The following is a 21,541-nucleotide window of genomic DNA, read 5'->3' as shown; positions in this document are numbered from 1 at the left end:
CTGCGTGGAGTTTAGAAACCGGTCATGAACAGGCTCTGTGAAAACCATGGCGACGACGCCGGATCCGAGAACACTCGAAGCCGGATCAAGCCGCCGGAGGGTTTCACAGAGGCTGCTAGCCGCCGGATTTCTTCGCTTTGAAACCGTGCTTGATCAGCTCTGCCAAGAGTAGCTCGACGTGATCGCCCTGGATTTCGATGATGCCGTCCTTCAACGCCCCGCCGGTGCCACAACGTTTTTTCAACGTCGTCGCCAGCTCCTTGAGCGCGTCTTCGGCCAGAGGCACGCCGGTGATGGTGGTCACCGTCTTGCCGCCACGCCCTTTGCTTTCGCGACGCACGCGGGCAATGCCGTCACCGGCCGGGATCACGGTTTGTTTGCAGATACAGGCGTCCACCGGCTTGCTGCATTCCGGGCAATGACGACCTGCGTCGGTAGAAAATACCAGGCCGCCCAAGGCGGCGAAGGATGCGGCTTTCTTGGCCACCGGCAATCCTCTCGGGAGGACAAAGACTGATCGCAACCTTGGGCAAGGTCAGCGACCGCGAAGCCCCACTCAGGCAGGGGCAGCGCTACTGCATCGGAAAACTTTGAACGCTGGACTGAATCTGTAGGAGCTGACGAGTGCAACGAGGCTGCGATCTTTTGATCCTGATCTTTAAAAGCAAGATCAAAAGATCGCAGCCTTCGGCAGCTCCTACAATAAATCTGCAGGCCAACCTCAAACTATCCGGTGCAGCTTGAAAAGGTCGCGCAGTGTAACGGCAAAAATCGCGATTGCTAAGTGCCAATCGGCGCCAATTCATGTGTTCTTTGCGACGTCGCTTTGCTGCGCCTTGAGATAGCGCTTCAACGCGGCCAGAGAGTCCGGGCAATAAGGCTTTTCGCTGATTTCCCGCATGACCTGTTCGACGGGGATGAATCGCGCTTCGAGGACTTCTTCCGGCTGCAGTTTCAGCGGACCGTCCCATACAGCGGAAAACGCCGAGCACCACAGACGGTTGCCGGTGTCTTCGAAGTAGAAGTGATCGTGCGCGGTGAGCTCGACGCCGCTGACGCCCAGCTCTTCCTCCAGCTCACGGGCCGCCGACTCGGCGTAGCTTTCGTCAGCCTGAACCATGCCCCCCGCAGCAACATCCCAGTAACCGGGATAAATCGCCTTGCTCAACGTGCGCCGGTGCACGCACAGCTCACCGGCAGAATTGAACAGCATGATGTAGGTGCCACGGCCGATCAGCCCGCGTTCACGCAAATCGGAACGCACCAGGGCGCCGAGCAGGTTGTCCTGTTCGTCGACCCAGGCGATCTGTTCGGCGTCCGAGGCGGCGCGATGGGCCGCCTCTCTGGTTGATTGACTCACGTATCAGCCCTGATTGAGCAGTTGGCGCAAATCGATCACTGCGGCATTGGCCCGGGAAATATAGTTGGCCATGACCAGCGAGTGGTTGGCCAACACACCGAAACCGCTGCCGTTGAGAATCATCGGGCTCCACACCGGCTCTTGCGAAGCCTCCAGTTCGCGGATGATCTGACGCACGCTGACGGTGGCATTCTTCTTCGCCAGCACATCGGCGAAATCGACTTCGATGGCGCGCAGCAGATGCGACAGTGCCCAGGCCTGGCCCCGTGCTTCGTAGAACACGTTATCGATCTGCATCCATGGGGTTTCCACGACTTCTTCGTCAACCTGCGGTACTTCGCCGACCGCCGGGATTTCGGTCTTCAGCGCAGTGTTGAGCTTGACCCGACCAACACTGGCCGACAGGCGTTGCGACAGCGAACCGAGACGGGTACCGACATCGCCCAGCCAGTTGTTGAGGTTGTCGGCGCGGGCATAGAACAGCGCGTTTTTTTGATTCGGATCGGACAGGCGCGCCTGATAACGGCTCAGGGAGTTGATGCCTTCCTGATACTCCGACTCACTGGACGGCAGTACCCAGCTCTTGTTGTCGAAGTTGAAACGCGGTTCGGCCTTGGCCAGATCGGCGTCTTCGGCCGACTGCGATTGCGAACGGGCGAAATCCTTGCGCAGGGCACGGGTCAGGTCACGCACCTGCACCAGCACGCCGTATTCCCAGCTCGGCGTATTGTCCATCCACAGACCCGGCGGGAAACGATCGTTGGAAATGTAACCGCCCGGCTTGTTGAGCAAGGTGCCGGCGACGGTTTTCAGGGTTTCGACCGTGGTGTAGCCGACCACCATTTGCTTGCCTTCTTTCTCGGCAGCGACCTGGGCATTTTGCGCCACTGGAAACAGCTCCGGTTCCTGGCTCCAGTACCAGCCCAGCGCGATGGTCACCAGCAAGTAGAGACCAATCACTGTGGCCAGCGCCCGGCTGAAAAATAGCCCGCCGACATAACTGCGGGTGGCCGACTTGGGCTCGGCGGCACGTTCAGGCGCGCTGCCCGCGCGGTTTTTCCAGTCCAGCATGGCGATATCCTTTCAATCACTTGGGTTCAACGGTTCGACCACAACCATACAACAACGTGCCAAGGCCGGGCACCCGCTATCGCGGTACTGGCGCAAAACAAGCGAAGGGTGTCGCGAACGAAAGGATAGACGCAGGTTTCAGACGTTGAAGATGCGCAGCGAAAGCTGCCGAACTTGATCGTCGGTAAACAGGTGTGCAATGCCTTGGGCGTCGGTTCGACGCTGATTGGGTATTCCATCGATCGTGGCGATGTAGGCCTGCACAGGCAAAGGCTCACCGGTCACACTGTCGACCAGACGAAAGATTCGCGCGGTGCGGGTGGGCTGCTCGGGAGGGTTGTTCATCAGCTCGAGCACGGCCTGTTGGAACACCGCTTCGGCGCCCTGCCAGTAGCCATAGTCGGCTTCGGCTTTGATCAGGCACCATTCACCCTGTTGGATCTGCGCCAAAACTTCGCTGTCCAGATTGATCATCAAGCCCGCGCGTAGCTGGTCCAGCCCTTCGAGCGATTGCCGCATGTCCAAAAGATTTGCTACCTGCTCCAGCGCCTCGTCCACGGGACAGACATGCTTGCGCTCGTTACCCGTCAGGCTCAATTCACGGACCAGCCTCATCGAAGTCCCTCGCCTTGCCACTCGTCCGAGCCCATCGTCCGGCTGATTTCGTGGCGCCAATAGATGCGGCGGTAGCTGAAGTGGACTTTCTCCAGTTGCGTAAGATGCGACGTGCCACTGTCGAGACAGTGCGGCATCAATAGTTCGCTGCCGACGACCAACGCATCCTCCAGTTCCACCGTGTAGAAGTGCTCCTGCACGCCGCTGGCCGAAGTGCGATAAAACTCAACCCGGCATTCGCTCAGCAACTCTCCGCTGGACAGCGCCATATTCAGCAAGGGCGAAGCCTTGTCGAGGGTTTTGGTGATGATCAATGGCCTGTGCATCCGCCGCCCGGCGCCCTGATCCTTGGGGATGTACATGCCATGGCTGAGGGCCTGCACCATGATCTTGTCTTCGCGCCCGCTCTGGTAGGTATTGCCCACCGAGGCTTCAGTGAAAGCGCCGGCGGTGATCAGTCCCTGGCGGCTGCCGTGGATGGTCATGAAGGCGGGGATGGGCATGGGATGGCTCCTTTTTCGGGTAGGGGTGGGAGGAAGTGATGGGATTCGAGGCGGCGATCTTCGATTTCGTCGAAAGGAATCCAGGGTTTCGCCACGGCGAGAGTGATGAGGTAGCGCTCCTGATCGAGATGTCTGGAATCTCTGAAGCGTCCTAGAATCAGCATTGCCTGGTATTTGTCGCCGGCCTGCCAAAATGACCGCCCAGAAAGCACTCCTTGTCTGACGTATGCGCGCCATTCGGGGGTGTCCGTAATTGTCGGGTCGCCCTGCGTACCCATAGGTTTCCAGCCTTTTGCGCACCATTGGCTCTGCAGATCGGTAACAACCTTCATGGCGTCGTCGATCAGCAGAGGTTCGATTTGCGGAGACATGCGGATGCTCACGGTCAGATTATTGACGAACGTCACGGTGAAAAACCGAGCCAGCGGCGTCTCGAACCCGTACTGCGGATCAACGAAGCGCAAACGCGCATCCGTCTTCGGAATGCCACCGGAAACAGTCTTGCTACCGCGACCCCACACACTGAACGGAGCGGTCGAATGCGCCTCCATGTACTCGTAGGTTTCGCCGATCCTCAAAGTAATGACCGGATCGCTCCATAGCGGCTGCATCAGTTGCCGTAAAGCGGGCAGTGCAACAGCCACACAAACAATCATCCACACCCAGCGACGTCGACTGATTTGCCGAAGGCGCAAGCTCATCAGCCCTCCTCCCTGAGCGCAATCTCGCGGATTGACTGCGCCAACAACGCCTTGTTGCTGTCGTTGAGCAACAGATCAAAACGACTCGCCGCCCGCAGCACAAACTTCATTCGCTGGTCGATATCGGACAAATCCGCCAGCGGGCTGCTATCAAAATCAATGGTGCGGCCATCATCGACACGCTGGCATTGGCTGGTCAGCGTCAGCTCGATGGCCTGAGCGACGCCGGAAGGGAAGTTGGTGACATAAGAAAAATGATTGCCGCGCAAAAGCGCAACCAGGTGGCTGTTTTCGTAAATGGTCGGCTGGAGAATATTTTGCTGCTCGTGCCACGCCAAATGCTTCACGCTTTCGGCGATTTTCCCGGCCTCTATTGCTTCAAAGGCCACCTCTATCTCGGGATATACATCCCCGAACCTGAGGGTGTCTTGCCCGACCGGCCAAAGCACCGGCCACTTCGCATGCCCTTGAATCTTCTCCCGGTCGCGAAGACATTTCTTAAGCTCCGCCAATCCCCGCACCGCATAAAACTGATGCAACGGATAAACATCCAGAAACAGCGTGGTATTGCCCATCGCCATCATCTCGTATACATGCCGGAACTGTTGCTCGGCCACCGACAGCTCTTCGCCCGGCACCCGGGCATCCACGACAGACAGCGGATTACGCGCCTGAGCCTGTTGATATTCACGCAGGTTTTCGGCCTGCCCCGGCATTTTTTCCGGCGTGAGCAATCCGGATTCGCGTCGGCTGTCTCGCAGCCGCTGCCGCGCTTCGTATTCCTCGCGGATGCGTTCGATACTCTGTGCCGCATGCAGCAAGCCACAGCCGACCTGCTTGGAGGCAAACGCCGCCAGGCCCGCCCATTGAAAACGTGAGTCGTGCAACCACAACCGGGCATAGGCCGCATTGATCGCCCGATTGCGCGCGACCGGATCGGCAATCAGCACGCCGTTCGGGGCGACGATTGCTTCGGCGGCGCGCTGATAGCGCCGCCAGAGGCATTGGCAGGTCAGCACCGGCACCTCTGTCACCTGCACCCGCTCGCCATACAACAACTCTTCGCCGCAAGCGCAGTCGTCGACGGGCGTGATGTTGTGATTGAGGCGCTGGGCATCACTGGCGAGTTCGGTGAAACATTGGCTCATGGCGGATCGACGGCAGCTAGGGGAATCCCTGAACCGTAACAGCCAACCGGGCCGGTGAAAGCACGTAGAAGAAAAATCAGAAAGTGCTGTCAGACGCCGCCTATCAAGGCCGATGAAATGTCGACAGCGCTGGCAGGATTGTTCGCAAAACCCCAGCATGCGGGCACTTGATCAAAATCAGAGGTAAAAACAAAACCACCCGGTCAGAAACTGAATCGTGTCGTCCAGCAGATTATTGACGTACGACACTCGTCTAAGGGAAAAGAGGTGCTAGCATAGAGCCACCAGTCGATCTCAGCATGCACCCTAACTAGTAGTCAGGATATGACCGAGCCAGAAGACCCCAGCCGTGAGCGTCTCAAGCACCACTTTGCCCAGCGGGTAATTCATCAGGCACGTCAGATTCTTGAGATATGGCAGCGCCTGCAACGCAGTGAGTGGTCCACTGTCGACCTCGCCGAACTGAGCGAGGCAAATCTGCGCCTGCTGCGTTTTGCCGAGCGTTTCGAACAGCCGGAACACACTCAGTTGGCCCATCACATCAGCCAGTCGCTGCAAGCGGTGGATGCCAACCGTGGCCGTCTCAGCAGCGGCCTGATCACCGATCTCAATCGCTTGATGCAGCGCCTGTCGCGCACCGGCCTGCGCCATGGCGACCAGCTCGACCAGACCTTTCTGCCGCCGCTGCGCAAGCCGATCTATGTGATGTTGCAGGACCACGACCGCGCCGAGCGGCTGGCCAAGCAGCTGGAGTTTTTCGGTTTGAGCGCGCAGGCGCTGGACAGCGTGGCGGCGTTTCGTTCGTCGATGGTCGAGCGTTTGCCCGCGGCGATTGTCATGGACGTCGATTTCAGTGGCCCCGGCATCGGCCTGAAACTCGCCGCCGAAGCGCAGGTCGGCCTCGAAGAACAGCTGCCGTTGCTGTTTTTCAGCCTGCACGAAACCGATACCCCGACCCGTCTCGCCGCCGTGCGCGCCGGCGGGCAGGAATTTCTCACCGGCACCCTCGAAGCCTCGAGCCTGCTGGAAAAAATCGAAGTGCTGACCTGCACCGCCCAGTACGAACCTTATAAAGTGCTGATCATCGACGACTCGCGCGCGCAGGCCCTGCACACCGAGCGCCTGCTCAACAGCGCGGGGATTGTCACCCGCACCTTGATCGAGCCGATTCAGGCGATGGCTGAACTGGCGGATTTCCAGCCGGACCTGATCATCCTCGACATGTACATGCCAGCCTGCACCGGCACCGAACTGGCCAAAGTGATCCGCCACAACGACCGCTACGTCAGCGTGCCGATCATTTACCTGTCGGCCGAGGACGATCTGGACAAGCAGCTCGACGCCATGAGCGAGGGCGGCGATGACTTTCTGACCAAGCCGATCAAGCCGCGGCACCTGATCACCACGGTGCGCAACCGCGCCGCCCGCGCGCGCAATCTCAAAGCGCGGATGGTCCGCGACAGCCTTACCGGTCTGTACAACCACACCCACATCCTGCAATTGCTCGAAGACTGCTCGTTCCGCGCCCGCCGCGAGAACAAGCCGCTGAGCTTTGCCATGCTCGACATCGATCACTTCAAACGGGTCAACGACAGCCACGGCCACCCGATGGGCGACCGTGTGATCAAGAGCCTGGCGCTGTTCCTCAAGCAGCGTTTGCGCAAGACCGATTTCATCGGCCGTTACGGCGGTGAAGAGTTCGCCATCGTCATGCCTGACACCGATATCGACGCGGCGCATAGAGTCCTCGACGAGATTCGTCAGCGTTTCGCCGAGATCCATTACCCGGCGCAGCCGCAGGACTTGTGGTGCACCTTCAGCGCCGGCGTGGTGGAAATGTGCGATGACTCCGACAGCCTGATGATGGCCAGCCAGGCCGACGAGGCGCTGTACCGCGCCAAAGGCGCCGGGCGCAATCGAGTGCAAACCGCAAGGCAGTCAAAGCAAAGTGCCACTTTTTCATCGGAATCCACTGATTCGGTCATAACCCTGTAATGGAATCGCAATAAATTCAGGCGCTTACCATTTCTGCCGTTGGTAGCCGTCATGCGCCTGAAGTTGCTCACCAATCTCAACACTCTGCTGTTGGTCGCCGTCTGCGTGGCCCTTGGCGCCACGCTGTGGTGGTCGCAAAAAGCCCTTGAACGCCCCTATTTGTTGATGGAGCGCTACCTGGGGCTGTCGCAACAATTTCAGAATGAAGTGGCGCGCAACGTCGAAGACTATCTCGCCAGCGGTGACGCGCTGCGCTTGAGCGCTGCTGCTCAGGCCATCGACAGCGTACAGAAGCAACTGAGCGAACTGCCCCCGGCGCTGGCCGACACCGTGCGGCCAAGTCTGTCGGGCCTTGATGAGTTCAGCAAAACCGACCTGCTCGCCGCCGGCAAACTGGCCGGCGATCCGCAAGCCTTGCTGTTGCAGGCCGAGCGCGAACTCAGCGCCAGCCTCGACCAGCTCAACACCTACGCCAATGGCAATGCCGCCTACTTCGCTCCACTGCTCGCCGCGTCGCAGCATCTGGGCAAGTTGTCGCTGGCGCGAGACAAACTGGTCAGCAGCGGGCGCAGTGAACTGGCCGCCGATGTCGAGCGCGAAGTGAGCAACATGCGCGCCCAGGCCGAGGCAATCGATGCCCTGCCCTTGCTCGGTGTGGTCGCCAGCAACGAATCGAGCAGTGACGATTTCGCCGCGCTGATGGGCATCGAGAACACTGATAAAGCCGCCGCCGAAGATGCCGGTGTCGCCCTCAAACGCGAACTGAACAGTTTGCTCGGCCGCTACCCGGCGGAACTGACGCGCACCCGCGAGCAGATTCAGAAACGCGCAGCCCTCAGCGCTGCCACCAACGAAAAAATTGCCAGCGTGCAAAACGCCATCGCCGGCCTCGAACCGGTGGTGCGCGCACAACACGGGCAGATCCAGGGCGAAGTGCGGCTGATGCAAGGCGTGATGATCGGCCTGATTCTGCTGATCGCCCTGCTGATCGATACGTTGCAGCGGCGCCTCGCCCGCACCCTGACCAACCTTGCCCCAGCGCTATCGACCTGGGCCGAAGGCGATTTCAGTCGCGACATTCAACTGGGCAAGACCAACCGCGAACTGCATGACATCGAAGCCTCGCTCAACCGCTTGCGCGCCTATCTGGTGGATCTGGTCGGCACGATTCGCGGCAACGCCGAGCAAGTCGCGGGCAGCAGCCGCACCCTCGCCGAACTGAGCAATGACCTGCACAGCGGCGCCGAGCATCAGGCCGGCGATACCGCGCTGATCCGCGATTCGCTGGGCGAACTTGAGGCGACCATTCAGCAAGTGGCCGGCGATGCTCGTCAGGCCGCCGATGCCAGCCGTCATGCCGGTCTGGCCGTCGAGCATGGCCAGACTGTGATCGGCCAGAGCCTGACCGGACTGCATGCGCTGGTCGGTGAAGTTCAGAGCAACGCACAGATGATCGAACACCTGGCGGAGGAGTCGGCAACCATCGGCGGCGTGCTGACGGTGATTCGTTCGATTGCGGATCAGACCAACCTGCTCGCGCTGAACGCCGCGATCGAAGCGGCCCGCGCCGGGGAAATGGGCCGTGGTTTTGCCGTGGTCGCCGAAGAAGTGCGCTCGCTGGCACAACGCACCGCCGGAGCGACGGCGGAAATCCAGACACTGATCGCCGGCCTGCAGACCGCCGCGCGGCAATCGGTCGAAGGCATGCGCGCGCAGGTCGAGCACGCCGAAGCCACCGCCAGTCAGGCGCAAGCGGCGGACGGTGCATTGGACAAAATCGTCGGCGCGATACAGACCATCGCCGACACCGCTGTGCGCATCGCCGATGTCACCGCACAGCAAAGTGGCGCGGTCAGCGAGATCCGCGATCACAGCGAGCGCATTCATCAATTGGGTGGGGATAATCTGCTGCGCATCGGTCAAGGGCGCGAACAGGGCGAGAATCTGCTGGTGCTGGGTGGGCGATTGCATACGGCCGTTCAGGCCTTCCGCGTCTGACCGCAACCCCCTGTAGGAGCTGCCGAAGGCTGCGATCTTTTGATTTTGCCTCTCAAGATCAAAAGATCGCAGCCTTCGGCAGCTCCTACAAGGACAGTGACTGAATCCGGTGACGCAGTCACAAATTTCGCGCAAACATCGCCCATCGTGCCGCCTATTGCATGGAACTGGACAGTCACAAAGGCTTTGCGGCATAGTCGCCGGGTTCTGACGACTGCTCATTGATAACAAGGACAACGCAGATGGCGACGCTACTGGTGCTGCACGGCCCCAACCTGAACCTGCTCGGCACCCGGGAACCGGGGACCTATGGGTCGACGACCCTGGCGCAGATCAATCAGGATCTGGAGCGGCGCGCCCGTGAAGCCGGCCATCATCTGCTGCATCTGCAAAGCAACGCCGAGTACGAATTGATCGATCGCATCCACGCTGCGCGCGATGAAGGCGTGGATTTCATTCTGATCAATCCGGCGGCTTTTACGCACACAAGTGTCGCATTACGTGACGCGCTGCTGGGAGTGAGCATCCCATTCATCGAAGTGCACTTGTCCAACGTGCACAAGCGCGAACCTTTCCGCCATCACTCCTACTTCTCCGATGTAGCGGTAGGAGTGATCTGCGGCCTTGGCGCCAGCGGTTACCGACTGGCCCTGGAGGCCGCACTAGAGCAGCTTGAACACCAAGCTATACGCCCCTGACCGACCCTTGGGAGTTGATGATTCATGGATATCCGTAAAGTTAAGAAACTGATCGAATTGCTGGAAGAGTCCGGCATCGACGAGCTCGAGATCAAGGAAGGCGAAGAGTCCGTACGCATCAGCCGTCACAGCAAGACCCCGGCGCAGCAGTACTACGCGCCGGCCCCGATGCAGGCTCCGGCTGCTGCCCCTGCTGCCGCGCCAGTCGCTGCCGCTGCTCCGGCCGCCGCTGCTGCACCCGCGCTGAACGGCACCGTGGCCCGTTCGCCGATGGTCGGCACCTTCTACCGTAAATCTTCGCCAACCTCGCCTGCCTTCGTTGAAGTCGGCCAGACCGTGAAGAAAGGCGACACCCTGTGCATCGTCGAAGCCATGAAGATGATGAACCACATCGAAGCTGAAACCAGCGGTGTGATCGAATCCATCCTCGTCGAAGACGGCCAGCCGGTTGAGTACGACCAACCGCTGTTCACCATCGTTTGAACCGCGGAGAGCCTTTGATGACTGCGAAGTTGGAAAAAGTTCTGATCGCTAACCGCGGTGAGATCGCCCTGCGGATTCTGCGTGCCTGCAAAGAGATGGGCATCAAGACCGTCGCCGTTTACTCCAAGGCCGACAAAGAGCTGATGCACCTGGGTCTGGCAGACGAATCCGTCTGCATCGGTCCGGCGTCCGCCGCTCAGTCTTACCTGCACATTCCGGCCATCATCGCTGCCGCTGAAGTGACCGGCGCTACCGCCATTCACCCAGGCTACGGTTTCCTCGCGGAAAATGCCGATTTTGCCGAGCAGGTCGAGAACTCCGGCTTCGCCTTCATCGGCCCGAAAGCCGACACCATCCGCCTGATGGGCGACAAGGTATCGGCCAAGCACGCGATGATCGAAGCAGGCGTACCCACTGTTCCAGGTTCCGACGGCCCACTGCCGGAAGACGAAGAAACGGCGCTGCGCATCGGTCGTGAAGTCGGCTACCCGGTGATCATCAAGGCCGCCGGTGGCGGTGGTGGTCGCGGCATGCGTGTGGTGCACAAGGAAGAAGACCTGATCGCCTCGGCAAAACTGACCCGCTCCGAAGCAGGCGCGGCGTTCGGCAACCCGATGGTGTATCTGGAAAAATTCCTCACCAATCCACGTCACGTCGAAGTGCAGGTGTTGTCCGACGGCCAGGGCCACGCCATCCATCTGGGCGACCGCGACTGCTCGCTGCAGCGTCGTCACCAGAAGGTTCTCGAAGAAGCGCCGGCACCGGGCATCGACGAGAAGGCGCGCCAGGAAGTCCTGGCTCGCTGCGTCAAGGCGTGCATCGACATCGGCTACCGTGGCGCCGGCACCTTCGAGTTCCTCTACGAGAACGGTCGTTTCTACTTCATCGAAATGAACACCCGTGTTCAGGTGGAGCACCCGGTTTCGGAGATGGTCACCGGTATCGACATCGTCAAGGAGATGCTCAGCATCGCCGCTGGCAACAAGCTGTCGTTCACTCAGGAGGACGTGGTCATCCGCGGTCACTCGCTGGAGTGCCGGATCAACGCTGAAGATCCGAAGACCTTCATGCCGAGCCCGGGCACGGTCAAGCATTTCCACGCCCCAGGCGGCAACGGCGTTCGCGTCGATTCGCACCTGTACAGCGGTTATGCCGTGCCACCGAACTACGACTCGCTGATCGGCAAACTGATCACTTACGGCGCAACCCGCGACGAAGCCATGGCCCGCATGCGCAATGCCCTGGACGAAATCGTGGTCGACGGGATCAAGACCAACATCCCGCTGCACCGTGATCTGGTTCGTGACGAAGGCTTCTGCAAAGGCGGTGTGAACATTCACTACCTCGAGCACAAGCTGGCCAAACAGTCGTAAGGCTGAAGCGGTGTGAACAAGAAACCCGATCCCTGCGGATCGGGTTTTTTTATGCGTGCAACAAACGTATCAGTTGATCAACACCATCGAAAAGGCCTGCTCTTGAACCATCTCGGTGGTGGCCCGACGGCCAGTCTGGTCAACCACAATGCCTGCTGAATTTTCATACAACGGTTTGCTGCGCACACGCTGCATGAAGCTTGAAGCGCGCTTCGATACCGCGTCGGTGGCATGACTCGCTCGCTGCAATACCGGTGTGTACAAGCGTTCGACTTGACTGGAGGAGGTCTTGAACACCGTCGAAACACCATTCTTGAGATTCAACGTCACGGCGTAGTTATTTCCCAGACAGGAAGAATACGACCAGTAATCCCATGTCGGCCGCAGGCCCTGCTGGCGCAACACACTCCTGACCGGCCCGCCGATATCGGCCCCCGTCAGCCAGTCACCCCCCACCAAAGTGGCACGAATTTCCTTGGCAGAGCCGCCCAGGCGCGCGATCACATCCTTGACTGTGCGCTCGACCAACGAACGGATGTTGTGATCGAAATGGATGATTGCGCCGACCTTCGTCAGCGGGTTGTACATCGACGCAATCACGCAGGTCTGCGCGTTCAGCGAAAAAAGATAATTGTCCCTCGACCCGGCAACAAACTTTGCCACCACCGCTTCGCCCTGCATCGCGCCACGGTTGAGCACCGGCTCGACACGACCGGGAAACGCGCTGCGCAGATTGCTCACCTGACCAAGATTGCGCACCTGGTCATTTCCACCTCGCAATCCAACGCGGTCATGCGTCCACTTGCCGCTCGCGGTCAACCGTATGGGCCGCTGATAAATGGCCGCCGGGCGCCGAGCGTCAATCAGACAAAGCCCACCGAAATGCAGACTTTCCCTGACCTGGTAATACCTGCCCTTGCTGCGGATGAAATAGGCCGGTTGAGGCTGCACAGCACTGGCCGGACTGCGCCATGTGCCAAAAAAGACGCCCTCTTCGGTTACTTTCTGCAAATTCTCCGGCGTCTTGCCAACTGCCTGCCTCGCGTGAAAACGCACTTCGCGAATCGCCGGCAGCGTTTCCTTGCGCATCGGCGCCACGGTTTTGAGGGGTTCAGCCAACAATGAAACCGGCCTGGTCGTGTGCTTCAGACTTCTGATCGTGCTCCCGAGCAATTTGAGCGTACTTCGAGCGCCGACCACGGCAAACAGCGCGCCCCATGCGGCCTCCAGCCAGTGGCCGAGCGCGCCATCGACATCGCCTTCCAGGTGCGCCTCGATAGCCTGGCCGGCGCTGACGGCGATGAACACGACATCCAGCAGTAAGGCAAAGGGCGGAAACACCATACAAAACGGCGCAGCCCCGAACGTCAGCCCCTTGACCACCTGGCGCTCGATCATCTCCGCGCGGCTGGTGGTGATGTCCTCCACATCCGTGACAGTGCGTTCGATGTAGGCGTTGAACTCGCTGCGCGCGTCGCTCACTCGCTGCGCTTCGTACAGCGTATCGACGCGTTGATTCCTTGCCGCTATCGCATGCAAGGAGCGCGAAACGGTTTTGCGCGCAGCAACTGCGGTCCGTGCCATAAGGTAGTCATGCAGCGTGCCGGCGATCTCGCCGAACAGTGTCTGATACGGGCGCAATGTCAGGTTGTCGGGAGCATCCGGCGTGTACAGCCACCAAGAGAGCTCGGGGTCAGAACAAACAAATACGTACACCCCGAGCACGACATGACCACGCACGGTTAACCTGAACACGCCATCGCTGGCAACAACACTGGCCCCCGGCAAACGCGCGCCCGGCATTGGCAATTGGCTCAACAGCGAAACCTGCCGGACCAGGGAAAAATACACCGGGTCACTTAACCGCGCCTGACTTCTGGCAACGCGCAAATCACGATCCATTTTCGATAACAGTACGTTTCGATAGGCGAATCGACGCGGCTCGTAGGCAGGGTCGCGGGAATCGAGATACCTGCCGCGGATCTCGCTGGCATACTTTTCGCCCAGCCATGCCCGGCGCAGATACAGGGCCAGATCGGCACTGCGCACCTGGCTCAAATCCTGGCCAACTGACGAGCGCACGCCTTTTTCCGGATGGTCGATTCCGGCGCTGTCGTCGTAGCCGTAGATCGCCAGGTCAAGCAGGCTGGCTACCGACTGTTGCTTGCGATCGGCAATGCCTGGGTTGTAGTCGATCAGCACGGTGGCAGGATCTACCGCCTCCTGCACATTCTTGCTGCGCATATAGGGTGCGATCGCTGCGGCAACTGTGCGTCTGGCGAAGTCAACGAAGACTTCGAACCCGCCCAACAGCTCATTCAAGACCTGCTGATGCACCAACAGCTCCTGATTCAGACTGCTGACGCGCCGGCGTTCATCCGGGGCCAGCGTTGCGTACCAGCGCAGCGAGTTATCCTCCTCCAGCTGCTGCAGATGTTTCGCCAGGCCCATTTTTACAGCCGCGGCGACGCATTCATCGAAGGGCTTGGCAGCACGCCGAAGGTCACTGTCCATGCCCCAGAGGGCGGGGCTGGCGGCCACGGCGAAAAGGTATTCCCGCGCTGTGCGATGGGCGCTCGGCGCAAGTTGCTGCAAAAGATATTCGCGACCCGATTCGCTCTGCGTCCAGCCCCACACCTCTCCGGTCAACGCGGCCAGCGAAGGCAATCGCACCCACTCCTGGCCGTCTGGCTTATTGGGCGCGTACAGGACGAGGTCATCCACCGCTTGCGAAGTTCTCTCACGGTAAAACACCATGAGATCCGCGCACTGCATGCCATTGGGCAGCGCCAGCGCAGCGACCCGCAAGGTGTTCTCAAGAAGATCTCCCCCCCACGTCCGTTCGAGACGATTATGGTCATCCACCGCTAAATGCCCCGCGCAACGCGCAACAAATGCACTTTGCCTGAGCCGCACGATGAACCAGTCGATCGACGCCTTCTGCACCTCATCGCGCTGATACAGCCTGCCGAGGACTTGCAGGTAATCGGCCGGATAGTCCTGCTGCGCCAGCATGTCGGCAATGAATGCCGGCTCCAGAGGCTGGTTACGCAGCGAAGGACCACTGGTGACTTCCAGCACGACAGCAAAATCCTGACCGATCGGCCCTGCCGCCAGCAATTCGCTCAGACTGCGGTTCTGCGTCGGCTCGCCCACCGCCGAATGCCATCTCAAGCGTACGTCGATCCGGTCCGGCTCTACCTCCATGTCGAGCTTGAGCTGGATGTATTCGATGGCTTGTTGACGGACATAGGCGCGCAACGAACCGTAGCCTTGCAGCAGATCATCGAGCGCCGCCTGGGCCAGTGACGTCTGTTGCTGATAATCGCGCAGCATCGCGCGATCGCTCTGGTCAAGCACCCGCAGCCAATGCGGCAATCGTGCGAATGACTGCGCCTGGAGAATTTTCTTTTCCGTGCCGGTTGCCAGCGCGGTCAACCGATAACGGCGAGCGCCTCGGTCCTGGATCTTTTCGATTTGCCCGCGCAATCGATCCAGCGTCAGCCCCGCGAGCCGGTCCGCCTGGAACAGCGCGTCGATGTCGTCGATGTAGCGCTGCAGCTTGCGCACGACCAAACGATCGAACGCAGCCTCCTCGCCCTTTGTGGACCAATGCTCGCGCAGATACTTCTTGTACTGATCAAGGAAGTGCGCTGAAACGGTATCCACCGTCTGGATCACAGCTTCGCGGCGGCTGACCGGCACCCCCGGATCGCCGCCCCCCGGCCAGCGGTATGGAGCGTCCTGAATGGCCAGATACATGAGCGCCTTGCCATCGATGAGCTTCTGCAAAATGGCATTGAGCAAGGCCAGCACAAACCCCGGATCGATATTGCCGACAGGGTAATGACTGCGCAGCTCGGTCAACGCGAAGTCTTCCATGGCCTCCAGCAAAGACATCTGGCTGCTCAGGCGTTTGTCGATCAACACCTGCCAACGCGTGATCCGCAGCAGAATGGCCTGCGTCGTGCCTGTAGAGTCAGCGGCTACCGGTGGTATTTCTTCTACAATCCCTTGTTGATCCGCCATATCGTCCAGCCCGTTGTCGCATAGAAATGAGCTTTCACTCTATTTGTCGTCAAACGCACGCTGGCCATACATATATATCTCGCAGGTGCGAATGTGTAACAGCAACCCGGCTTGTCCACTTTGTCGGCGACCTGGCGTAAACTGCGCGCTTTTGCAGCTTCGGGCTGCTCCACAGATTTTCAAAGGTGCCCGCCATGCCCTGGCTGCAAGTCCGTCTCGCCATCACCCCGGAACAAGCCGAAACCTACGAGGACGCATTCCTCGAAGTCGGCGCTGTGTCGGTGACTTTCATGGACGCCGAAGACCAGCCGATCTTCGAACCGGAGCTCAACACCACGCCTTTGTGGTCGCACACCCATTTGCTGGCGCTGTTCGAGGGCGGTACCGAACCGGAACCGGTGCTGGCCCATCTGGAACTGCTGACCGGTAGCCCGCTGCCTGAGCACCACAGCGAAGTCATCGAAGACCAGGACTGGGAACGCAGCTGGATGGATGGCTTCGAGCCGATGCGGTTTGGCCAGCGCCTGTGGATCGTGCCGAGCTGGCACGCCGCGCCTGAGCCTGACGCGGTCAATCTGCTGCTGGACCCGGGCCTGGCGTTCGGCACCGGCACCCACCCGACCACCGCCCTGTGTCTGGAATGGCTCGACGGTCAGGATCTGAAAGACTGCAACGTGCTCGACTTCGGCTGTGGCTCGGGGATTCTGGCGATTGCCGCTCTGTTGCTCGGCGCCAGGGAAGCCGTGGGCACCGACATCGACGTGCAGGCGCTGGAAGCCTCGCGCGACAACGCCGGGCGCAACAACATTGCCGATGCGCTGTTCCCCCTGTACCTGCCGGAGGATCTGCCGCAGGTTCAGGCCGACGTGCTGGTGGCCAACATTCTCGCCGGCCCACTGGTATCTCTGGCGCCGCAACTGTCCAGCCTGGTCAAGACCGGCGGGCGCCTGGCACTGTCGGGCATCCTCGCCGAACAGGGCGAGGAAGTCGCCGCCGCTTATGCGCAGGACTTCAAGCTCGACCCGATCGCCAATCGCGATGGTTGGGTGCGCATCACCGGGCTTCGGCGCTAAAATGACCGCTTGCCTGAACCGGATCGCCGCATGACCGACAGTTTCGTCACCCAGTGCCCGCATTGCCAGACCAGCTTCCGCGTCAACCATGCGCAATTGAGCGTGGCGCGCGGCGTGGTTCGTTGCGGCTCCTGCCTGCAAGTGTTCAACGCCGCCAAGCAGCTGCTCGAACAACATGCCGGCAAGGACACGGTGACGCCGCTCGCGGCGCCGACGCCTGACGCGCCAATGCCCGTCAGCGTTGCACCGGCCGTCACGGAAACGCCCGCACCACGCGCCATCAGCCAAAAGCAGTGGAACGCGTCGGAGCTGGATCTGGACAGCCTCGATCTGGACGAAGAACTCGCCCGCCTCGAACAGCGCGAAATCCAGCCGGTTGCCGAGTTCGGCCGGGGCCGCGAAGAATCCTTGAGCGCACGACGCGACAGCCCGGAACCTGACGAGGGCACATGGCCCGACAGCCTGTTCAGCGAACCCGCCGATAAGCGCAGCGCCGCGCCGGATGTCGAGCCGGATATCGACGACATTGAAACCCTCGAGCCCGAGCGCACCGAACCGTCGTTGTCACTGGAACCGGTGGATCTGGACGACGAGCCGCCGATCCCGCAACTGCGTCTGCATGATCCGATCGATCCCAGCGCCCGTCGTGAACGCTTGTCGGCCAGTGATGACAGCGATGACGACGATCTGCCGCTGATCACCTCGCCGCGCAAAAAACGCGAACGGGCCGAGCCCGGCGTGCGCGCCGAAGTCCTGCAGGACCTGACCGACGACCCGCTGCAACTGGACTGGCAGCAACGCCGCTCGCCGTGGGGCCGGCGCCTGCTCTGGCTGCTGCTGGTGATGTTGGCGGCCGGCGGTCTGGCCGCCCAGTACATCGCCTATCACTTCGAGGAACTGGCGCGGCAGGACCAATACCGGCCGTGGTTTCAGCAAGTTTGCCCGCAGATCGGCTGCACCGTCCCGTCGAAAGTCGATATCGGCAAAATCAAGAGCAGCAACCTGGTGGTGCGTAGCCATCCGGAATTCAGCGGAGCGCTGGTGGTCGACGCGATCATTTACAATCGCGCGACGTTTTCCCAGCCGTTTCCGCTGCTCGAGTTGCGTTTTGCCGACCTCAATGGTCACCTGATCGCCAGTCGTCGCTTCAAACCCGGCGAGTACCTGAGCGGCGATCTCGAAGGTCTCGCGGAAATGCCGCCGCAAACCCCGATCCACATCGCCCTGGATATTCTCGACCCGGGGCCGAAAGCGGTGAATTACAGCCTCAACTTCCATTCGCCGGAATGAACCGCTTCAGCGTTTCCCGATTGACGGCATTTTTCTGACTGGATCGCAGCCAACCAAACCGTTGGCGATAACAGAATAACTGTTCAGATTTTGTTCAATTCAGCCTTTAACCAGTCATCGAGAGCGGGTATCATGCCCACCCTTTTTCGAACTCTCATGATCCGGCCCCACTTCAGGGAAGTCCTATGTCGGCGGTACGCATCGGCCCATATACATTGCAGAACGGTTTGATTCTCGCCCCGATGGCGGGCGTCACCGACCAGCCCTTTCGTCAGCTGTGCAAGCGTCTGGGCGCAGGGCTTGTAGTCTCGGAAATGGTCACCAGTGACATGAGCCTGTGGAATACCCGCAAGTCGCGCATGCGCATGATCCACGAAGGCGATCCCGAGCCGCGCTCGGTGCAGATCGCCGGTGGCGATGCGCAGATGCTGGCCGATGCGGCACGGGCCAACGTCGAACTGGGCGCGCAGATTATCGATATCAACATGGGTTGTCCGGCGAAGAAGGTCTGCAACAAGGCCGCCGGCTCCGCGTTGCTGAAAGACGAAGCACTGGTGACCGAGATCCTGCAGGCCGTAGTGGCTGCGGTTGATGTGCCGGTCACCCTGAAGATCCGCACCGGCTGGGATCGCGAAAACAAGAATGGCCTGAACGTGGCGAAGATCGCCGAACAGGCCGGGATCACCGCGCTGGCCGTGCATGGCCGCACCCGCGCCGATCTTTACACAGGGGAAGCCGAGTACGACACGATTGCCGCGATCAAGCAGGCCGTGTCGATCCCGGTGTTTGCCAATGGCGATATCGATTCGCCGGAAAAGGCCCGATACGTGCTTGACGCGACCGGTGCCGATGGCCTGCTGATAGGCCGCGCCGCCCAAGGGCGGCCATGGATTTTTCGCGAGATCGACCACTTCCTGCGCACCGGCGAGAAATTGCCCGCGCCGGAACTGGGCGAAGTGGAACGCATCCTGCTGGAGCATCTGGCTGCCCTTCACGCCTTCTATGGCGACGTGATGGGCGTGCGCATTGCCCGCAAGCATGTGGGCTGGTATCTCGCAACCTTGCCGGGCGCCAGGGAGTTTCGCGCCCGTTTCAATCGTTTGGATGGTACGGAAACACAATGCGCCGACGTTCGGGAGTTCTTCGCCGAGCGTTACAAGAGCCTGACAGGGGACGAAGAAGGGGTGGCCGCATGACGATGATGACCGAGACTTTAGTGAGTGGAACAACACCCGTGAGCGACAACGTGAATTTGAAACAGCACCTCAACACGCCGAGCGAAGAAGGCCAGACCCTTCGCGGGAGTGTCGAGAAGGCGCTGCACAATTATTTCGCCCACCTTGAGGGCGCGTCCGTCACGGATGTGTACAACCTGGTGCTGTCCGAAGTCGAGGCGCCCCTGCTCGAAAGCGTGATGAACTACGTCAAGGGCAACCAGACCAAGGCCAGTGAGCTGCTGGGACTGAACCGCGGCACGCTGCGCAAGAAACTCAAGCAGTACGATCTGCTGTAAGCATTCAATCAAACCAGAAAGGCGCCCGCGTAAAAAACGGTCGCCTTTTTTGCTGACTTCCTTTGCTTTTGATGGAAATTGAGATGACCGACCAGACTACCCGCCTGCCGATCCGCCGCGCCTTGATCAGCGTTTCCGACAAGACCGGGATCCTCGAATTCGCCAAGGAGCTTGAAGCTCTGGGCGTCGAGATCCTCTCCACCGGCGGAACGTTCAAGCTGCTGCGTGACAACGGTGTTGCCGCAGTGGAAGTCGCGGATTACACCGGTTTCGCCGAGATGATGGACGGTCGGGTGAAAACCCTGCACCCGAAAATCCACGGCGGCATCCTCGGTCGTCGCGGTACTGACGATGCGATCATGAACGAGCACGGCATCAAGCCGATCGATCTGGTCGCGGTCAACCTGTACCCGTTCGAAGCCACCATCAACAAGCCAGGCTGCGACCTGCCGACCGCCATCGAGAACATCGACATCGGCGGGCCTACCATGGTCCGTTCGGCAGCGAAAAATCATAAAGACGTGGCGATCGTGGTGAATGCCAGCGATTACGCCAACGTTCTGGAAAATCTCAAGGCCGGCGGCCTGACCTACGCACAGCGTTTCGACCTGATGCTCAAGGCCTTCGAACACACCGCCGCCTATGACGGCATGATCGCCAACTACATGGGCACCGTGAACCAGGCCGCTGAAACTTTGAGCACTGAAGGTCGCAGCGAATTCCCGCGCACCTTCAACAGCCAGTTCATCAAGGCGCAGGAAATGCGCTACGGCGAGAACCCGCACCAGAGCGCGGCGTTCTACGTTGAAGCCAGGCCTGCCGAAGTCGGCATCGCCACCGCGACCCAGTTGCAGGGCAAAGAGCTGTCGTACAACAACGTGGCCGACACCGACGCCGCGCTGGAATGCGTGAAGAGCTTCGTCAAGCCAGCCTGCGTGATCGTCAAGCACGCCAACCCGTGCGGCGTGGCAGTCAGCCCGGACGCTGAAGGCGGCATCCGTCAGGCTTACGAATTGGCGTACGCCACCGACACCGAATCGGCGTTCGGCGGCATCATCGCTTTCAACCGTGAACTGGATGCCGAGACCGCCAAGGCGATCGTCGAGCGTCAGTTCGTTGAAGTGATCATCGCGCCGTCGGTTAGCGAAGAAGCCCGTGCCATCGTTGCCGCCAAAGCCAACGTACGTCTGCTGGCCTGTGGCGAGTGGTCGGCTGAGCGCGCCGCTGCCTGGGATTACAAGCGCGTCAACGGTGGCCTGCTGGTGCAGAGCCGCGATATCGGCATGATCAGCGCCGATGACCTGAAAGTGGTGACCAAGCGCGCGCCGACCGAACAGGAAATCCACGACCTGATCTTCGCCTGGAAAGTCGCCAAATACGTCAAGTCCAACGCCATCGTCTACGCCAAGAACCGCCAGACCATCGGCGTCGGCGCCGGCCAGATGAGCCGCGTCAACTCGGCACGTATCGCCGCGATCAAGGCTGAACACGCCGGTTTGCAGGTCGCCGGTTCGGTCATGGCATCGGACGCGTTCTTCCCGTTCCGCGACGGCCTCGACAACGCGGCCAAGGTTGGTATCACTGCGGTGATCCAGCCGGGCGGCTCGATGCGTGATGCTGAAGTGATTGCCGCTGCCGATGAGGCAGGTATCGCCATGGTATTCACCGGCATGCGCCACTTCCGTCACTGA

At 60.4% G+C, this 21,541-nt stretch carries 18 protein-coding genes; 10 read left to right on the top strand and 8 right to left on the bottom strand.

Features of this window, described 5'->3' with window-relative positions; translation table 11 throughout:
* Nucleotides 1-115: 115 nt before the first annotated feature.
* The 7 genes from J2Y90_RS09135 to J2Y90_RS09105 form a co-directional block, all read right to left on the bottom strand.
* On the bottom strand, nt 116-487 hold the full coding sequence (locus J2Y90_RS09135) for a translation initiation factor Sui1 (protein WP_007914613.1): 372 nt from the start codon (nt 485-487) through the stop codon (nt 116-118).
* A 315-nt stretch (nt 488-802) separates the two neighbouring features.
* Nucleotides 803-1,360, bottom strand: a complete 558-nt coding sequence (locus tag J2Y90_RS09130) for an NUDIX hydrolase (RefSeq protein ID WP_253498728.1) — start codon at nt 1,358-1,360, stop codon at nt 803-805.
* A 3-nt stretch (nt 1,361-1,363) separates the two neighbouring features.
* Complete coding sequence (locus J2Y90_RS09125) at nt 1,364-2,431, bottom strand: DUF2333 family protein (RefSeq protein WP_253498726.1); 1,068 nt, start codon at nt 2,429-2,431, stop codon at nt 1,364-1,366.
* A gap of 138 nt (nt 2,432-2,569) precedes the next feature.
* Nucleotides 2,570-2,989: a hypothetical protein gene (locus tag J2Y90_RS09120; protein ID WP_253498722.1), complete on the bottom strand. Its 420-nt coding sequence runs from the start codon at nt 2,987-2,989 to the stop codon at nt 2,570-2,572.
* 53 nt (nt 2,990-3,042) lie between these two features.
* A complete protein-coding gene (locus J2Y90_RS09115; RefSeq protein WP_150638191.1) occupies nt 3,043-3,549 on the bottom strand; it encodes an Hcp family type VI secretion system effector in 507 nt (168 codons plus the stop codon).
* The gene (locus tag J2Y90_RS09110; RefSeq protein WP_253498719.1) at nt 3,528-4,250 is read right to left on the bottom strand and encodes a hypothetical protein; all 723 of its coding nucleotides are present in this window, start codon (nt 4,248-4,250) and stop codon (nt 3,528-3,530) included. Before J2Y90_RS09110 ends, J2Y90_RS09115 begins: the two co-directional genes overlap by 22 nt.
* Nucleotides 4,250-5,398 carry a DUF2515 family protein gene (locus J2Y90_RS09105; RefSeq protein WP_253498717.1) on the bottom strand — a complete coding sequence of 383 codons (1,149 nt, stop codon included), beginning with the start codon at nt 5,396-5,398 and terminating at the stop codon, nt 4,250-4,252. Before J2Y90_RS09105 ends, J2Y90_RS09110 begins: the two co-directional genes overlap by 1 nt.
* A gap of 324 nt (nt 5,399-5,722) precedes the next feature.
* Between J2Y90_RS09105 and gcbA the strand changes: the two genes are divergently transcribed.
* From gcbA to accC, 5 genes are all read left to right on the top strand, one after another.
* Nucleotides 5,723-7,393, top strand: a complete 1,671-nt coding sequence (gene gcbA, locus J2Y90_RS09100; RefSeq protein WP_253498714.1) for a diguanylate cyclase GcbA — start codon at nt 5,723-5,725, stop codon at nt 7,391-7,393.
* Nucleotides 7,394-7,444: 51 nt separating this feature from the next.
* Nucleotides 7,445-9,391, top strand: coding sequence for a methyl-accepting chemotaxis protein (locus J2Y90_RS09095; RefSeq protein WP_253498711.1), 1,947 nt, complete (start codon nt 7,445-7,447; stop codon nt 9,389-9,391).
* Between the two features lie 242 nt (nt 9,392-9,633).
* Nucleotides 9,634-10,089, top strand: coding sequence for a type II 3-dehydroquinate dehydratase (gene aroQ, locus J2Y90_RS09090; protein WP_042608903.1), 456 nt, complete (start codon nt 9,634-9,636; stop codon nt 10,087-10,089).
* A 24-nt stretch (nt 10,090-10,113) separates the two neighbouring features.
* A complete protein-coding gene (accB, locus tag J2Y90_RS09085; protein WP_016771862.1) occupies nt 10,114-10,572 on the top strand; it encodes an acetyl-CoA carboxylase biotin carboxyl carrier protein in 459 nt (152 codons plus the stop codon).
* 17 nt (nt 10,573-10,589) lie between these two features.
* A complete protein-coding gene (gene accC, locus J2Y90_RS09080) occupies nt 10,590-11,945 on the top strand; it encodes an acetyl-CoA carboxylase biotin carboxylase subunit (RefSeq protein ID WP_253498708.1) in 1,356 nt (451 codons plus the stop codon).
* A 69-nt stretch (nt 11,946-12,014) separates the two neighbouring features.
* On the opposite strand, the gene J2Y90_RS09075 is transcribed toward accC, so the two are convergent.
* Complete coding sequence (locus tag J2Y90_RS09075; RefSeq protein WP_253498705.1) at nt 12,015-15,974, bottom strand: type III effector 1; 3,960 nt, start codon at nt 15,972-15,974, stop codon at nt 12,015-12,017.
* A gap of 194 nt (nt 15,975-16,168) precedes the next feature.
* On the opposite strand from J2Y90_RS09075, the gene prmA reads away from it, so the two are divergent.
* The 5 genes from prmA (at nt 16,169) to purH (ending at nt 21,541) form a co-directional block, all read left to right on the top strand.
* Nucleotides 16,169-17,047 (top strand): 50S ribosomal protein L11 methyltransferase, encoded by an 879-nt coding sequence (gene prmA / locus J2Y90_RS09070; protein ID WP_253498702.1) that lies wholly within the window; start codon nt 16,169-16,171, stop codon nt 17,045-17,047.
* Nucleotides 17,048-17,077: 30 nt separating this feature from the next.
* Nucleotides 17,078-18,337, top strand: a complete 1,260-nt coding sequence (locus J2Y90_RS09065; RefSeq protein WP_253498699.1) for a DUF3426 domain-containing protein — start codon at nt 17,078-17,080, stop codon at nt 18,335-18,337.
* A 185-nt stretch (nt 18,338-18,522) separates the two neighbouring features.
* Complete coding sequence (gene dusB / locus J2Y90_RS09060) at nt 18,523-19,533, top strand: tRNA dihydrouridine synthase DusB (protein ID WP_253498696.1); 1,011 nt, start codon at nt 18,523-18,525, stop codon at nt 19,531-19,533.
* Nucleotides 19,530-19,850: a DNA-binding transcriptional regulator Fis gene (gene fis, locus J2Y90_RS09055; RefSeq protein ID WP_002555375.1), complete on the top strand. Its 321-nt coding sequence runs from the start codon at nt 19,530-19,532 to the stop codon at nt 19,848-19,850. Before dusB ends, fis begins: the two co-directional genes overlap by 4 nt.
* Before the next feature lie 83 nt (nt 19,851-19,933).
* Complete coding sequence (gene purH, locus J2Y90_RS09050; protein ID WP_253498693.1) at nt 19,934-21,541, top strand: bifunctional phosphoribosylaminoimidazolecarboxamide formyltransferase/IMP cyclohydrolase; 1,608 nt, start codon at nt 19,934-19,936, stop codon at nt 21,539-21,541.

Origin of the sequence: Pseudomonas koreensis (assembly GCF_024169245.1) — a bacterium.
GTDB lineage: Bacteria > Pseudomonadota > Gammaproteobacteria > Pseudomonadales > Pseudomonadaceae > Aquipseudomonas > Aquipseudomonas koreensis_F.
This window is presented reverse-complemented; position numbering and strand designations above follow the sequence as displayed.

Coding starts and splice junctions, on each gene's coding strand:
- J2Y90_RS09125 (WP_253498726.1), bottom strand. CDS start 2,431: ATGCTGGACTGGAAAAACCGCGCGGGCAGCGCGCCTGAACGTGCCGCC.
- accC (WP_253498708.1), top strand. CDS start 10,590: ATGACTGCGAAGTTGGAAAAAGTTCTGATCGCTAACCGCGGTGAGATC.
- J2Y90_RS09075 (WP_253498705.1), bottom strand. CDS start 15,974: ATGGCGGATCAACAAGGGATTGTAGAAGAAATACCACCGGTAGCCGCT.
- accB (WP_016771862.1), top strand. CDS start 10,114: ATGGATATCCGTAAAGTTAAGAAACTGATCGAATTGCTGGAAGAGTCC.
- gcbA (WP_253498714.1), top strand. CDS start 5,723: ATGACCGAGCCAGAAGACCCCAGCCGTGAGCGTCTCAAGCACCACTTT.
- J2Y90_RS09095 (WP_253498711.1), top strand. CDS start 7,445: ATGCGCCTGAAGTTGCTCACCAATCTCAACACTCTGCTGTTGGTCGCC.
- J2Y90_RS09110 (WP_253498719.1), bottom strand. CDS start 4,250: ATGAGCTTGCGCCTTCGGCAAATCAGTCGACGTCGCTGGGTGTGGATG.
- aroQ (WP_042608903.1), top strand. CDS start 9,634: ATGGCGACGCTACTGGTGCTGCACGGCCCCAACCTGAACCTGCTCGGC.
- J2Y90_RS09115 (WP_150638191.1), bottom strand. CDS start 3,549: ATGCCCATCCCCGCCTTCATGACCATCCACGGCAGCCGCCAGGGACTG.
- fis (WP_002555375.1), top strand. CDS start 19,530: ATGACGATGATGACCGAGACTTTAGTGAGTGGAACAACACCCGTGAGC.
- prmA (WP_253498702.1), top strand. CDS start 16,169: ATGCCCTGGCTGCAAGTCCGTCTCGCCATCACCCCGGAACAAGCCGAA.
- J2Y90_RS09065 (WP_253498699.1), top strand. CDS start 17,078: ATGACCGACAGTTTCGTCACCCAGTGCCCGCATTGCCAGACCAGCTTC.
- purH (WP_253498693.1), top strand. CDS start 19,934: ATGACCGACCAGACTACCCGCCTGCCGATCCGCCGCGCCTTGATCAGC.
- J2Y90_RS09105 (WP_253498717.1), bottom strand. CDS start 5,398: ATGAGCCAATGTTTCACCGAACTCGCCAGTGATGCCCAGCGCCTCAAT.
- dusB (WP_253498696.1), top strand. CDS start 18,523: ATGTCGGCGGTACGCATCGGCCCATATACATTGCAGAACGGTTTGATT.